At 71.9% G+C, this 13,339-nt stretch carries 14 protein-coding genes and 2 pseudogenes; 7 read left to right on the top strand and 9 right to left on the bottom strand.

Going from position 1 to position 13,339, the window contains the following annotated elements; translation table 11 throughout:
- Positions 1–241 precede the first annotated feature (241 nt).
- The 3 genes and pseudogenes from ACWD5F_RS40390 to ACWD5F_RS40380 form a co-directional block, all read left to right on the top strand.
- Positions 242–475: pseudogene (locus tag ACWD5F_RS40390) on the top strand (flavin reductase); the annotation flags it as partial.
- A gap of 150 nt (positions 476–625) precedes the next feature.
- Positions 626–1,192, top strand: coding sequence for a type 1 glutamine amidotransferase domain-containing protein (locus tag ACWD5F_RS40385; protein WP_451261189.1), 567 nt, complete (start codon positions 626–628; stop codon positions 1,190–1,192).
- A gap of 43 nt (positions 1,193–1,235) precedes the next feature.
- On the top strand, positions 1,236–1,364 hold the full coding sequence (locus ACWD5F_RS40380; protein ID WP_451261188.1) for an LPFR motif small protein: 129 nt from the start codon (positions 1,236–1,238) through the stop codon (positions 1,362–1,364).
- A 39-nt stretch (positions 1,365–1,403) separates the two neighbouring features.
- Here the strand turns inward: ACWD5F_RS40380 and ACWD5F_RS40375 are convergent, their stop codons facing one another.
- Positions 1,404–2,075 carry an alpha/beta hydrolase gene (locus ACWD5F_RS40375; RefSeq protein WP_451261187.1) on the bottom strand — a complete coding sequence of 224 codons (672 nt, stop codon included), beginning with the start codon at positions 2,073–2,075 and terminating at the stop codon, positions 1,404–1,406.
- 251 nt (positions 2,076–2,326) lie between these two features.
- Here ACWD5F_RS40375 and ACWD5F_RS40370 point away from each other — a divergent pair, with 251 nt between their 5' ends.
- Complete coding sequence (locus ACWD5F_RS40370) at positions 2,327–2,911, top strand: sigma-70 family RNA polymerase sigma factor (RefSeq protein WP_401726559.1); 585 nt, start codon at positions 2,327–2,329, stop codon at positions 2,909–2,911.
- Entirely contained in the window at positions 2,908–3,660 is a 753-nt protein-coding gene (locus tag ACWD5F_RS40365) for an anti-sigma factor (RefSeq protein WP_451261186.1), read from the top strand. Before ACWD5F_RS40370 ends, ACWD5F_RS40365 begins: the two co-directional genes overlap by 4 nt.
- 60 nt (positions 3,661–3,720) lie before the next feature.
- Here the strand turns inward: ACWD5F_RS40365 and ACWD5F_RS40360 are convergent, their stop codons facing one another.
- The 8 genes from ACWD5F_RS40360 to ACWD5F_RS40325 all read right to left on the bottom strand — a co-directional run bounded on the left by ACWD5F_RS40360 (position 3,721) and on the right by ACWD5F_RS40325 (position 11,025).
- Positions 3,721–4,518, bottom strand: coding sequence for a DUF1295 domain-containing protein (locus ACWD5F_RS40360; protein ID WP_451261185.1), 798 nt, complete (start codon positions 4,516–4,518; stop codon positions 3,721–3,723).
- The gene (locus ACWD5F_RS40355; RefSeq protein ID WP_451261184.1) at positions 4,515–5,855 is read right to left on the bottom strand and encodes a class I SAM-dependent methyltransferase; all 1,341 of its coding nucleotides are present in this window, start codon (positions 5,853–5,855) and stop codon (positions 4,515–4,517) included. Before ACWD5F_RS40355 ends, ACWD5F_RS40360 begins: the two co-directional genes overlap by 4 nt.
- A complete protein-coding gene (locus ACWD5F_RS40350) occupies positions 5,852–7,138 on the bottom strand; it encodes a class I SAM-dependent methyltransferase (protein ID WP_451261183.1) in 1,287 nt (428 codons plus the stop codon). Before ACWD5F_RS40350 ends, ACWD5F_RS40355 begins: the two co-directional genes overlap by 4 nt.
- Positions 7,135–7,866 (bottom strand): DUF1365 domain-containing protein, encoded by a 732-nt coding sequence (locus tag ACWD5F_RS40345; protein ID WP_451261182.1) that lies wholly within the window; start codon positions 7,864–7,866, stop codon positions 7,135–7,137. Before ACWD5F_RS40345 ends, ACWD5F_RS40350 begins: the two co-directional genes overlap by 4 nt.
- Positions 7,863–9,224, bottom strand: a complete 1,362-nt coding sequence (locus tag ACWD5F_RS40340) for an NAD(P)/FAD-dependent oxidoreductase (protein WP_451261181.1) — start codon at positions 9,222–9,224, stop codon at positions 7,863–7,865. Before ACWD5F_RS40340 ends, ACWD5F_RS40345 begins: the two co-directional genes overlap by 4 nt.
- A gap of 204 nt (positions 9,225–9,428) precedes the next feature.
- Positions 9,429–9,776 carry a hypothetical protein gene (locus ACWD5F_RS40335; protein WP_451261180.1) on the bottom strand — a complete coding sequence of 116 codons (348 nt, stop codon included), beginning with the start codon at positions 9,774–9,776 and terminating at the stop codon, positions 9,429–9,431.
- Positions 9,773–10,444, bottom strand: coding sequence for an Asp23/Gls24 family envelope stress response protein (locus ACWD5F_RS40330; RefSeq protein ID WP_451261179.1), 672 nt, complete (start codon positions 10,442–10,444; stop codon positions 9,773–9,775). The genes ACWD5F_RS40335 and ACWD5F_RS40330 overlap by 4 nt, the downstream gene beginning before the upstream one ends.
- Complete coding sequence (locus ACWD5F_RS40325) at positions 10,441–11,025, bottom strand: RNA polymerase sigma factor (RefSeq protein ID WP_401726577.1); 585 nt, start codon at positions 11,023–11,025, stop codon at positions 10,441–10,443. Before ACWD5F_RS40325 ends, ACWD5F_RS40330 begins: the two co-directional genes overlap by 4 nt.
- Positions 11,026–11,346: 321 nt before the next feature.
- Here ACWD5F_RS40325 and ACWD5F_RS40320 point away from each other — a divergent pair, with 321 nt between their 5' ends.
- On the top strand, positions 11,347–12,978 hold the full coding sequence (locus ACWD5F_RS40320; protein ID WP_451261178.1) for a sulfite oxidase: 1,632 nt from the start codon (positions 11,347–11,349) through the stop codon (positions 12,976–12,978).
- Positions 12,979–13,092: 114 nt separating this feature from the next.
- Positions 13,093–13,339: pseudogene (locus tag ACWD5F_RS40315) on the top strand (fasciclin domain-containing protein); the annotation flags it as partial.

Below are 13,339 nucleotides of genomic sequence, written 5' to 3'. Positions count from 1 at the left end.
ACCCGACGGGTGGCTCAATGCGAGGGGCGCCTCACGGGCGAACCTCGTAGGGCCCACCCGACCAATGCGTCACCGCTCCGAGTGCCCGGCAAAACGGACCTCACACGGCACAGCGGACACTTCTACGATCATGCGGGCGCCCGCACTCGTACATCGACCGGGCGCGTCGCGAGCGATCCGGGGCACGGGTCTGGTGAACGCTGACCCGACATCCGATGCCCTGAGGCGGGAGCCAAGTACCGTGACCGACCTCGATCCCTTCACCGATCTGCTCGACTGTCCGATGTACGTCGTGACCGCCGAGGCCGACGGGGAGAGAGCCGGCTGTCTGGTCAGATTCGCCTCGCAGTGCTCGATCGAGCCCGCCCGCTTCATGGTCTGGCTGTCCAAGGCCAACCGGACCTACCGGGTGGCCGAGCGCGCCGAACGACTCGCGGTCCACGTTCTCCGCCGGAGGCGACGGAAGGCTTCACGGGCGACCGCACCCCTCTGCTCACGCTCGGCGACACCCATGGCATCACGCCGGGCCACCCGGCGAACTGAGCACCACGTATGACTCGCGCCGTTCTGAGCACTCGGGGGTGGGGACAACCGTCCCACTTTGATCCACGAAGGGAGGCACACCATGGCTGACAGGCCCCTCAACGGCCACCGCGTCCTGGTGCTCGTCACCAACTACGGGGTCGAGCAGGACGAACTCCTGGTCCCGCTCAAGCGGCTGCGGGAGGACGGTGCGGACGTCACCGTCGCCGCCCCGACGGCGGACCCAGTCCAGACGCTGGTGGGAGACAAGGACCCCGGCGAGACCGTGCGGCCCGACGCCACCTTCGACGTGGTGGATCCCGGCGACCACCAGCTCCTGCTGCTCCCGGGCGGCACCCTCAACGCCGACCAGCTCCGCCTGGACGACAAGGCCCTCACCATCGTGAAGGCGTTCGCCGGCTCGGGCCGTCCGATCGCCGCCATCTGCCACGGCCCCTGGGCCCTGGTGGAGGCGGACGTCGTCCGGGGCAGGACGCTGACGTCCTACGCCTCGCTGCGCACCGACATCCGCAACGCCGGAGCCGCGTCCTGGGTCGACGAGCCCGTGGTCAGCGACACCTCGGGCGACTTCACCCTCGTCACCTCCCGCACGCCCAAGGACCTCGACGCCTTCCTCGACGCGATCGACAAGGCCCTCGTCGGTTCCTGACGCCCGTCCCGAACATTCCAGAACTCGAAGATCGGAACTCTCCATGTTCAAGGCCATAGCCGACGTGCTCCGCTCGATCGGCAGCGCGATCGCCACCGTCGTCACCCTGCCCTTCCGCGCCCTCGCCCGACTCTTCGGCGGCGCCTCCGACAGCGCGCACGGCCGTCACTGAGAACACCGACGCGTGCAGGGCGCGGCCTCGGGGTGACGTTCAGACCGTGCCGCCTTCCGCCAGGAAGGCGGCGACGGTCGCGGCGGCCCTGCGATGCCAGTCGCCGCTGTGGCGGAGCATGGCGTGGTCGCCGCCCGGCATCAGGACGGCGTCGGCGCGGGCGGCCTGCGCGCGGGCCCGGTGCACGAAGGACACCGAGGCCTGCGGGTCGGTGACCCGGTCGCGGTCGCCGTGGAGGACGAGGACGTCCTTGTCCAGCAGGTGTGCCACCGGCTCGCCGTCGGGGCACCACGGTGCCAGCGCCAGGACGGCACGGACCTGGTGCGCGGCCGCGGCACGCAGGGCCGCGCGGCCGCCCATCGAGTGGCCCACGAGAACGGTCGGGAGGTCGCCGTGGCGTCGGGAGAGCTCAGCGAGCGCGCGCCGGGCGTCGTGCAGGGGATCGGCGTCGGCGCCGTTCCATCCGCGCACGCGGTAGCGGACCGCGCCGAGCAGCACGTCGTCGGGTGTCGCCGCGGCGACCGCCCGCACGAAGGGCCGCATCCGTACGGCCGCCGGGTGCCACGGCCGCGACGGCGCCCGGCTGTTCTCCATGCCGCCGTGCAGGAACAGCACCGCGGCCCGGGGCGCGCGCGGGACGCGGCGCGTCACCAGCGCGGGCGGGGCCGTGTCCGCCGTCTCGCCGACGGATGCGTGCTCGTGCCCTGCCATCTGTGCTCCTCGTCCGCCGTACGCTCGCGTCGCCGAGATCGCCGACCACATCGCCGACCTCGTCCGTTACCCCATCGGTGATTCGTCGCCGCCCGCTCGCCGGTTTGGTCGATCGTGGGACGTATGGTCCGTTCTCCGCCCCTCTGCCCGCGCCGTCCGGCGCCACCTGCGATTTCATCACCGCGAGGCCAATCCGCGGGCGCCGCGGCTTCGGATTACGCCCGGAAATGTCTCTACCCCGGAGGACCCCCGTGAAAGAAGCCGTGCATATCGGCAGAAATCCATCGACGGAGCCGGATCTGCAGGAGCTGGTGGGCCGCGTGGCACTCGGAGACGAACAGGCTTTCGCTTCCGTGTACGACACCGTCGCGAGCCCGGTCCTCGGTGTCGTCCGGGCCGTGCTGCGCGATCAGGCACAGTCCGAGGAGGTGACCCAGGAGGTCCTGGTGGAGGTGTGGCGCACCGCGCCGCGCTACCGCGAGGACCGCGGGACGGCCATCAACTGGATCCTGACCCTCGCCCACCGGCGGGCCGTCGACCGGGTCCGCTCGGTGGAGGCCGCGGCCGCCAGGGATCACAAGGCCGCGCTGCTGGACCGGACACCCGAGTACGACGAGGTGACCGAGCAGGTGGAGGCCCGGCTGGAGCGGGAGCAGGTGCGCCGCTGTCTGCGCACGCTGACCGAGATCCAGCGGCAGTCCGTCACGCTCGCCTACTACCGCGGGCTCACCTACCGCCAGGTGGCGGAGGCCCTCGCGGTGCCGCTGGGCACCGTCAAGACCCGCCTGCGCGACGGTCTCATCCGGCTGCGCGACTGCCTGGGGGTGACCGCATGATCACCGCCGATCTGCACCGGATGACCGGTGCCTACGCCCTGCACGCCCTGCCCGACGACGAGCGCGAGGCGTTCGAGCGGCACCTCACTGACTGCGAACCGTGCACCCAGGAGGCCGCCGAACTGACCGCCACCGCGGCCCGCCTGGGCCTCGCCGTCTCCGCTGCGCCCCGCCGGGAGATGCGGCAGGAGGTACTGCACCGGATCACGGGCGTCCGGCAGGAATCCCCCGGCGGTCCGGCACCCACCCGCTCCGGCCGTACCGCCCTGCGCGCACGGCTGCTGTCCAGGTGGGCGCTGGCCGCGTGCCTCGCCGGAGCCGCCGCGCTCGGCGGGACTGCGGTGTGGCAGCACCAGCGGGCCGAGGACGCCTCGAATCAGGCGCGCCGGGCCGAGCAGCGGACGGACGAGATCGCCGCCGTGCTGGCCGCGCCGGACGCCAGGGCCCGCGTCGCGTCGCTGGGTGGCGGTGCCACCGGGAGTGTCGTGGTCTCGCGCAGTCAGGACAGGGCCGTGTTCGTCGTGTCCAAGATGGCGCATCCGGCCGACGGCAAGGTGTACCAGCTGTGGTTCGACGACGACGGCGCCATGCGGTCCGCCGGTCTGATGGACCCGGGCCGCAGCGACCAGACCGTGCTCCTGCGAGGTGCCGTCGACGGAGCCTCGGGCGTGGGCGTCACGGTCGAACCGGCGGGCGGCTCGAAGCAGCCCACGACCACGCCGGTCGCCCTGCTGGCATTCCCCGCTTGAGGAACAGCACGACGACCGGCGTGAGAAGACCTGGTCCCGTCCCCTCGGCGGGACCAGGCGTCATTTGGGCGGCCTCGGAAAGAAGCCGCTGGTACGGGCCATGTACGCGGCGTATCCCGGGCGTTCGGCCATGTGCCGCTCCAACAGACGCTTCCCGCTGCCCCAGATGAGCAGGTAGCTCATGACCAACGGCGACACGACCGTCGCCACGGCGGCCCCGGCCGCATCACAGGCGATCAGGTACAGCCCCCACCAGACACAGAAGTCACCGAAGTAGTTGGGGTGCCGGGTCCAGCTCCACAGCCCCGTGTCCATGATCCGGCCGCGCCGGCCCGGATCCTTTCTGAACCGGGCGAGTTGGGCGTCCCCGACCGCTTCGAAGCCCACCCCGAACACCACCAGGACCGCGCCGACCACCGCGAACGCCGTCATCGGACCGGACACGTACTGCGCGGCCTGCACCGGCAGCGACACCAGCCACACCAGCGCGCCCTGGACGAGATAGACCATGCGCAGCGCGTACAGATTCCGGCTGCCCGGAGCCTTGGCCAACAACTGCTCGTAGCGCGGGTCCTCCCCGTGTCCGCGCCCGCGCCGGGCGATGTGCAACGCCAGCCGCAGTCCCCACAGCGCCGTCAGTACGGTGACCAGGTACCGGCGCCCAGGATCCCCACTGCCGGCCGAGGCCAGGCAACTCACCACGGCGACCGCGGTGAAGGCGACTCCCCAGGCCACGTCGACGATCCGGTGCAGCCCACGGCGTACGGCGATCACGAACGTGACCAGCATGACGGCGAGCGAGGCCGCCGCGGCCCAGCCCAGATTGGCCGCGAAGGCACTCCAGTCGAGTCCGCTCACAGTCGGTCCAGCCTTTCGTACCAGTCCCGGGGTGTCGCGGGCATTCCGGCGGCCCCGCCGACGGCCGGCCGCACACTCAGGATCTGGTCGACACCCATCCGCCGCTCCTCGAACGCCAGGGCCCCGCCCACCAGATACAGCCGCCACACCCGGGCCGTCTCCTCGCCGACGAGCCGGACGACGTCGTCCCACCGCTCCTCCAGCGTGCGGTGCCAGGCGGCGACCGTACGCACGTAGTGCTCGCGCAGCGACTCCACCGAGCGCACCTCCAATCCGGCCCCCTCCAGCAGGGCGACCGTGCTGCCGAGTGGGCGCATGTGCATGTCGGGGGCGATGTACGCCTCGATGAACGCCCCGCCGCCGGGCGCCTTCGTCCCGCGTGACATCTGCTGCACGAACACCCGTCCCAGCGGGCGTACCAACCGGTGGAGGGCGGCGGCGAAGGCCGGGTACTCGGCGTCGCCGACGTGTTCGCCCATCTCGACGGTGGATACGGCGTCGTAGTCGCCGCCGGTGATGTCCCGGTAGTCCTGGCACACCACCTCCACGCGGTGGGTCAGACCCCGCTCGCGCACCTGCTCCCGTACGTGGGCGGCCTGTTCCTCGGCCAGGGTGACGGCGGTGACCTGTGCCTGGTGCCGTTCCGCCGCGTACAGGGTGAGGGAGCCCCAGCCGCAGCCGATGTCGAGCAGCCTGGCGCCGGGGACGAGGTCCAACTTGCGGCAGATCAGCTCCAGTTTGGCGTGCTGGGCGTCGGCCGGGGTGAAGTCCGGCTCGTCGCTCACCCAGTAGCCGCACGAGTAGGCCATGGTCTCGTCGAGGAGCAGTCCGTAGAAGTCGTTGGAGAGGTCGTAGTGGTGGCTGATGGCGGCCCGGTCCCGGGCCTTGCTGTGCAGACCGCCACGGAGTCGCGCCTGCGAGGCGGGGGCGGGCGGCCGGGGTCCTGCCGCGCCGAGGCGTACGGCGGTCCCGGTGGCGCGGGCCAGGTCCGCGAGCCCGAGCTTTTGCCTGTGTGGGCGTTCCCGCGCGGCGGCCCACATCGTGCGCAGTCCCTCTGCCAGGTCTCCCTCGACGTCGATCTCGCCGGTGATGTACGCCTGGGCCAGGCCCAGTTCGCCGGGCTGCCACAGCAGGCGGCGCAGGGCGCGGCGGGAACGGATCACGATGACGGGTCCCTCGGACGGGCCCGCCTCGCTGCCGTCCCAGGCGCGCAGGCGCAGCGGGAGCGGGCCGCCGAGCGCGGATTCCACCAGCGCGGCGAGGCGTTGGGCGGCACCGGGCCCGGTGGTGCGAGTGGTGGGCGTGGTCGGGGTGGGGGTGGTCGGAGTGGCGCTCATCGGACCGGGTTCTCCTTGGTGAGCAGGTACTGCTGCACGTCGAGGTATCCGGCGCGGAAGCCGGCTTCGGAGTAGGCGAGGTAGAGGGTCCACATACGGCGGAAGACCTCGTCGAAGCCGAGGGCGGCGACCTCGTCGGCGCGTTCGGTGAAGCGTTCGCGCCACAGCCGCAGGGTCTCGGCGTAGTGCGCGCCGTAGCCGTCCCTGCGCGCGATCCGCAGGTCCGTGTGGTCGCGGACGGTCTCGGCCACCGCCTCGACGGAGGGCAGCAGACCGCCGGGGAAGATGTACTTCTGGATCCAGGTGAAGGTGTTCCTGCTGGCCAGCATCCGCTCGTGCGGCATGGTGATGGCCTGGAGGACCGCGCGGCCGCCGGGGGCCAGGCGGGCTTCGAGGGTGCGGAAGTACTCGGGCCAGTACTCGGCGCCGACGGCCTCGATCATCTCCACGCTGACGACGGCGTCGTAGGTGCCGCGGGCCTCGCGGTAGTCGCACAGGTCGATGCGGACACGGTCGGACAGACCGGCCTCGGCGACTCGTCTCAGGGCGAGATCGCGCTGTTCGTGGGAGAGGGTGAGCGAGGTGACGCGGGCGCCGCGCGCGGCGGCGCGGAGGGCGAGTTCGCCCCACCCGGTGCCGATCTCCAACAGTCGGGTGCCCTCGCCGACATCGGCGAGGTCCAACAGGCGGTCGATCTTGCGGTGTTGGGCGGCGACGAGCAGGGACCAGTCGGCGGGGAGGGCGCGGAAGAGGGCGGCGGAGTAGGTGAGGGTGTCGTCGAGGAAGAGGGCGAAGAGGTCGTTGGACAGGTCGTAGTGGCTGCTGATGTTGGCGCGGGCGCCGGCAGGTGTGTTGCGCTGGGCGCGCGGTCGCCGCAACGCCCACAGCGCGCGCAGCCGTTGGAGCGGGGCCGGGATCAGTTCGGCCGCGTTGGCGGCGAGCACGGTCAGGACGGCCACCACGTCGGGGGCGTCCCACTCCCCCGCCATGTAGGACTCGCCGAAGCCGATGAGCCCCTGCGCGCCGATGCGGCGGTGGAACGCCTTCGGGTCGTGGATGTCCAGCACCGGGCCGCCCAGGCCGGCCGTGGTGCCGTCGGGGAACCGCACGCGCAGCGGCAGGCGTTCGAAGGTGCGGCGCAGCACGGCCGCGGTGACGGCGGTGGTGACGGCGGAGGCCTTCGCGGGTGCGGCCACGTCGGGCCAGCGCACGGCGTCGACACCGTCGGTCGGGGACGGCGGGGCCAACTGCCGTGCGGTGGAACGGGGTTCGGCGGTCCTCATGCTGCGTTCTCCGGGTCGTGGTGGGCGGGACGGGGTTGGACGGGCAGTCGGCGCAGGTAGAGACGGATGCCGTGGACGCGGATGGCGATGGACACCGCGAGGGTCGACCACGGGTGGCGCAGGGCGAGTCGCAGCAGCGCGCCGGGGGTTACGTCATGACGCGTGCCCCGGACGGTCGCGGTGAAGGGCCTGCTGCCGGCGCGCTCCAACTGCACGGTGACATCGAGCCGTTCACCGGGGCTCGGCAGCCGCATGCGGTAGCGGCCGTCGACGGGGAAGAACGGCGAGACGTAGAACTCCTTGTCGACGCGCGCCCTTCCGGTCTCGTCCGGGAACAGCAGATAGCTGTGCCGACCGCCGTAGGTGTTGTGGACCTCGGCGACCACGCAGCGTGGGGAGCCGTCAGGATCGTGGCACCAGTAGAGGGTCAGCGGATTGAACACGTGGCCGAACACGCGCGCGTGGGTCAGCATCACGACCGGCCCACCCGCAAGGTCCACACCGTGCGCGGCGAGGAAGGCGTCGAGCCCGGCGCGGACCGACACGTGATCCCCGCGGAAGTGGTCGCGTGCGTCGAAGCGCGCCAACGGACGCAGCCCGCGCGGGAGTTCGGGCGGACGGTCGGGGTCGATCAGCCACATGTACGTGCGGTGGCGCAGCCCGTGCCGGACGGGCGAGGTCCGTACGTGACTGATCGCGCAGCGGTAGAGGGCCGGCGCCGTCGTCACCAGCGCACCCCCAGGGCCGCGGCGGCCAGGGCCCCGGAACGGCAGCCGTCCTCGTGGAAACCCCAGCCGTGGTAGGCGCCGGCGTAGGCGGTCACGGCGGTGTTCAGCTCGGGCAGCCGCCGCTGCGCGGCGACCGATTCCGGCGTGTAGACGGGGTGTTCGTACTCCATCCGCGCCAGCACCCGCCGCGGGTCCACGCGGTCCTGGCCGTTCAGCGTGACGACGTACGTCTCGGGCGCGTCCAGACGCTGGAGCCGGTTCATGTCGTAACTGACCTGCACTTGGCCGGAGTCGGCGACACAGTCCGGCATGAGGTAGTTCCACGAGGCACGGGCGCCCCGGGCGCGGGGCAGCGGGCCCGGATCGGTGTGCAGGAGCGTGGGGTTGCGGGAGTAGCGGAAGGAGCCGAGGACGTCCTTCTCCAACGGGGTGGCGTCCGCGAGCAGTTGGAGCGCCTGGTCCGGGTGGGTGGCGACGACCACGGAGTCGTACGACCGTGCGGAGCCGTCGTGGGTGACGACGTCGACGCCGTCGGACGTGCGGCGAAGGGCACGGACCGGGGCCGTGACGCGCACCGAGTCCAGGCGTTCGGCGACGCGGTCGACGTAGGTGCCCGAACCGCCGGTGACGGTGCGCCAGGTCGGTGAGCCGGTCACCGCGAGCAGTCCGTGGTGCTCCAGGAAGCGGAACAGGTAGACGGCCGGGTAGCGCTGGGCGGTGACGGCGTCGCAGGACCACACCGCCGAGACGAGCGGGGTCATGAAGTGGGCGCGGAAATAGGTGGAACAGCCCTCCCGGTCGAGGAACTCGCCCAGGGTGAGCGTGCTTTCGGGCTCCTGTGCCAGGGTGCGGCGCGCGGCTCGGTGGAAGCGGGGCACCTCGGTGAGCATGCGCAGGTAGGAGCCGCGCAGTGCGGCGCGCGGCTGGGCGAACAGGCCCTTGAGGCCGCGGGCACCGGCGTACTCGAGGCCGCATCCCTCGCACCGCACCGACATGCTCATCTCCGACTCCTGCGTGGCGACGCCGAGTTCGTCGAAGAGGCGCAGCAGGTGCGGGTAGGTGCGGCGGTTGTGCACGATGAAGCCCGAGTCGACGCGCCGGGTCACTCCGTCGGCGCCCGTCAGTTCGTGGGTGTGGGCGTGCCCGCCGAGCCGGTCGTCGGCCTCGTACAGGGTGACGTGGTGGGCGCGGCTCAGCACGTACGCGGCGGTCAGCCCGGCCACGCCGGCGCCCACGACGGCCGTGTGCCGCCGCCCGCGCTCGGCACCTCCCCCGGCTGCTGTCTGCCGCCCACGCTCGGCACCACCCTCGGTCGCCTCCTGCCGCCCGTGCGGGCCGCTCCCCGGCTCGCGTGACATCGGTACTCCTCCCGGTCGCGAACTCTGATCTCGCGCGTAATCCGAGGCCGGGGAGGGCGCGGATTGGCCGGGGACAGATCTTCTTGCGATCCGGGCGACCTGGGCGGGAGATCGGTCGCGATCCGGGCAGGGCGTCGGTCCGGTAGTTCGGCGAGGTCCGGTCCCGCCCTCACGGCGGGGTCCGGTCCCGCCCGGACAGCGGGGTCAGACCAGGCCGGTGACGGTCACCGTGACCTGCGCCGACGTCGGGTCCGCGGGGAAGAGCTGCGCCACGCGCTCCTCGACCGTGCCCCGGACGGCGCGGGCGACGTCCACGCTGCGCGCCTGCCGGAGTGCGACCAGGTGGATCTCGACACGCCAGAACTCGGCGCCGTCGGGCCTGCTCACCCGCACCCCGGACGGCGGAGCGGAACGCGTGCTCCCGTTCGTCCGGGACAAGGTGGAGCGCAGCCTGCTCGTGAGCCCCGGCCGGAGAAAGGCCACACCCGGGACGGCCTCGACAGCCCGGGCGATCTCCTCGGCGAGCGTGGCGTGTGCGGTGTGCTGGGTCATCGGGCACGGCCTTCCTGGCTGTCGGCCGGGGTGTCGACGAGGTCGGTGACGCGGATGTCCACGGCAGCCGTGGGCATACCCAGCTCACGGTCCGCCGCTTCCCGTACCCGTCCGCGCACCAGCTCGGCGAGGTCGGGGAGGAAGGCGTCGACCGGGGCGTGGATGTCGAGGCGGACCTCGACCACAAGCGCCTCGACGGCACCAGCTTCAACCGCACCGGCTTCAACCCCACGGCCCTCGACCGTGCCGCCTTCGACCGCGGGCAGCAGGCGGCAGGAGCCCGCCCGGACGCCGGGCACGCTCTCGGCCGCGGCACGCAGGCTCCGTGCGGCGACCGCTTCCATGATCCAGAGATCCTCGTCGGGCTCCCCCAACGGCAGCGGCCGGCCGGGGCGCAGTTCGAGGCGTACGACGTCCATGACCCGCTGCGTCAGCGAGGTCACCTCGGTGGCGGACGGGTCCGCGGAGTCGTCGCGCAGGTCGCGTACGGCGGTTTCCAGCTGGTCGAGATCCCGCACGGCCTCCTGGCAGTACGGGCAGGTCAGCGGATGCGGGTCGGCCGCCTGCCGCTCCCAGATGTCCCAGACCTGGGAGAGCAGCCGTCCGCACGCCAGCCGCTCGTCCTCGCTGCCGGGTCCGTGGTCGGTCGGGTCGGTGTGGGCGGTCATCGCCAGGCCCCCATTGCTTGTGTCAGGCAGCGGCGTGCGCGGAAGACGCGGGCGCGGACGGCGTCTTGGCTGATGCCGACCACCTCCGCGATGTGTTCGTAGGACTGGCCGTCCAATTCTCTCAACACCCAACAGGCACGCTGTTCGGCGGACAACAGGTCGAGGGCTTCGCGCAGCTCACGGACCGCGTCGCGGCCCTCGGTGATCCGGGCCGGAGAGGTGGCGTGCTCGGCCGCGGGCAGGTCGGCCGCCGCGTCCAGCGGCGCCACGGGTCTGCGGGCCCGCAGCACGTTCAGACAGCGGTTGGTGACGATGCGGTACATCCAGGTGCCGAAGGAGGCGTGCCCGTGGAACTCCGGCAGTCTCCGCCAGGCGCTCAGAAAGGCGTCCTGTACGGCGTCCTCGGCCTCGGGACGGGTGCCCAGCAGGCGGGTGGCCAGCCGGATCAGCGTCGTCGCGTGGCGCTGGACGAGCACGGCGAAGGCGTCCTCGTCCCCTTCCGCGGCCCGGACCGCCAGCAGGGCGTCGTCCGTCTCGCCCCCGGTGTCCGGTGGTGCGGTCTGTGTGTGCGCGCCCGCCACTGGGCGGCTCCTCTCGTCCGGTCTCTGAAGGGTTGGACACCGCTGCGCCGAGTCTGTGACGCACCACTTTCCGAAGCGGGCACCGTACTGATGCCCCCGACCGACAGGAACCCTGCCTCGATTTCCTGAGCACCATCCCGGTTTCCGCTCGCGCGGCGAAAAAAAACCGAATCCGATGCCGCTGGTATCCGTGGGTATCGGCAGCGTTGTATCCGCAGCCTTCTATCCGTAGCCGGCGCGGGTGCGGATTGGTCCGGAAAAAAGGTTCACTCGATCGGGAGATCGACCAATCCGCCGGGCTTTCCGAACCGGATTCCCACCGTGACCGACCACGAGCAGCACATTCGACAGCGCCTCGGCTCGACGCGTCTGAACCTGACGCGTCTGGCCCTGGGTGCGGTCAGCGGCCTGCTGGCCGGATTCGCGTCGCTCGCTGTCGCTGAGCTGGTGTCGGCGGCCGTGCGGCCGCAGGCCGGTCCGATCGTGGCGGTCGGCGGCGCGGCGATCGACCGGACGCCGGCGGCCGTGAAGGACTGGGCGATCAGGCATTTCGGCACCAATGACAAGCTGTTTCTCCAGCTCGGAATTCTCGCGGTACTGGCTCTTTTCGCGCTCTTCCTGGGATGTGTCGCCCTGCGATTTCGGCGCGTGGGAGCGGCCGGTGTCCTGCTTTTCGGAGCCGTCGGAGCGGCCGCCGCAACCAGCCGACCGGATTCGATCGGCCTCTCCGACGCACTGCCCTCCGTGGCGGGCGCGTTGGTGGGAGCGGCCGTGCTCTACATCCTGGTGGGCCGCCTCACGCCTCGGGCCCCCGCTGTCGAACCGTCCGCGAGCCCGCCCGAGACTCCACCGTCCGGCACCGGCTGGGACCGCCGTGGCTTCGTGCTCGCGGCGACCGCCGCCGCGGCTGCCTCGGCCGGGGCGGGCGTGCTGGGCCGGACGCTGAACGGTTCGAGCGGCCGGGACGCCGTCGCCTCACGCAACGACCTCACCCTGCCCCGTCCCGCCTCTGCCGCCCCCGCCGTGCCCAAGGGCGCACAGCTGCGGATCCCCGGGGTCAGTCCCTTCACCACGCCGAACGGCGACTTCTACCGCGTCGACACCGCCCTGGTGGTCCCCAAGGTCGATGCGACGACCTGGAAGCTGCGCATCCACGGCACGGGCGTACGCCGTCCGCTCACGCTCACCTTCGACGATCTGCTGCGGCGCGAGCTGATCGAGCGGGACATCACGCTCACCTGCGTGTCGAACGAGGTCGGCGGCCCCTACGTCGGCAACGCCCGCTGGATCGGCGTACGCCTGGCGGATCTGCTGGCCGAGTGCGGCGTACGGCCACCCTCCAAGGGCGGTCCCGCCGACCAGTTGGTGGCCCGCTCGGTGGACGGCATGACGATCGGCAGCCCGGTCGACGACGTCATGGACGGCCGTGACGCACTGCTGGCCATCGGCATGAACGGCGAACCGCTGCCCTTCACGCACGGCTTCCCGGTCCGCATGGTGGTGCCCGGCCTCTACGGCTTCGTCTCCGCCTGCAAGTGGATCAAGGACATCGAGCTCACCACGTTCGACTCCTACGACCCGTACTGGGTCAAGCGCGGCTGGGCACGCAGGGCGCCGATCAAGACCGAGTCGCGCATCGACACCCCCAAGCCGTTCGCCCGGCCCAAGACGGGCACGGTCATGGTCGCCGGGGTCGCCTGGGCCCAGCACCGCGGCATCGACAAGGTCGAGGTCCGCGTGGACGACGGCCCCTGGCAGCGGGCCCGGCTCGCCGCCGAGGACACCCACGACACCTGGCGCCAGTGGTCCCTGCCCTGGCAGGCCACCAAGGGCGGCCACACCCTCACCGTGCGCGCCACCGACCGGACCGGCGAGCTCCAGACGGAGAAGCGCACGCACACCATCCCCGACGGCGCGAGCGGCTGGCACTCCGTGGTCGTCACCGTCGACTGACCCCCAAGCCACCTTCCCCAACCCCCATGTGAGGGCAGCTCGGGCTGCCTCGACCAACCCTCGACCACTCCTCGACCAACCCTCGGTCAACACCCGATCAACAGGAGAAACGCCATGAACACCCGCATCCGCCGTACCGCCGTCGTTCTCGCCGCAGCCGCCGTCCTCCCGTTCGCCCTCAGTGCCTGCGGCGACAGCGGCAGCGACTCCGACTCCGCGAAGTCCGACACCTCCAGCAAGGCGTCGGCCCCCGCGTCCTCCGCCGACGACGACATGGCCGGTGCCGGCGCGACGACGTCCGACCAGCCCTTCGGTACGGCCTGTTCGGGCGTCCCGAAGAGCGGTGCGGGCTCCTTCGACG

It is taken from the genome of Streptomyces sp. NPDC002499 (assembly GCF_053595415.1).
Note: the sequence above shows the minus strand (reverse complement) of the source record. Positions and strands in the feature narration are given on the sequence as shown.

Bases quoted from the DNA above. Each gene is read 5' to 3' on its own strand.
- ACWD5F_RS40385 (WP_451261189.1), top strand. From the start codon at position 626: ATGGCTGACAGGCCCCTCAACGGCCACCGCGTCCTGGTGCTCGTCACC.
- ACWD5F_RS40380 (WP_451261188.1), top strand. From the start codon at position 1,236: ATGTTCAAGGCCATAGCCGACGTGCTCCGCTCGATCGGCAGCGCGATC.
- ACWD5F_RS40375 (WP_451261187.1), bottom strand. From the start codon at position 2,075: ATGGCAGGGCACGAGCACGCATCCGTCGGCGAGACGGCGGACACGGCC.
- ACWD5F_RS40365 (WP_451261186.1), top strand. From the start codon at position 2,908: ATGATCACCGCCGATCTGCACCGGATGACCGGTGCCTACGCCCTGCAC.
- ACWD5F_RS40355 (WP_451261184.1), bottom strand. From the start codon at position 5,855: ATGAGCGCCACTCCGACCACCCCCACCCCGACCACGCCCACCACTCGC.
- ACWD5F_RS40350 (WP_451261183.1), bottom strand. From the start codon at position 7,138: ATGAGGACCGCCGAACCCCGTTCCACCGCACGGCAGTTGGCCCCGCCG.
- ACWD5F_RS40340 (WP_451261181.1), bottom strand. From the start codon at position 9,224: ATGTCACGCGAGCCGGGGAGCGGCCCGCACGGGCGGCAGGAGGCGACC.
- ACWD5F_RS40335 (WP_451261180.1), bottom strand. From the start codon at position 9,776: ATGACCCAGCACACCGCACACGCCACGCTCGCCGAGGAGATCGCCCGG.
- ACWD5F_RS40330 (WP_451261179.1), bottom strand. From the start codon at position 10,444: ATGACCGCCCACACCGACCCGACCGACCACGGACCCGGCAGCGAGGAC.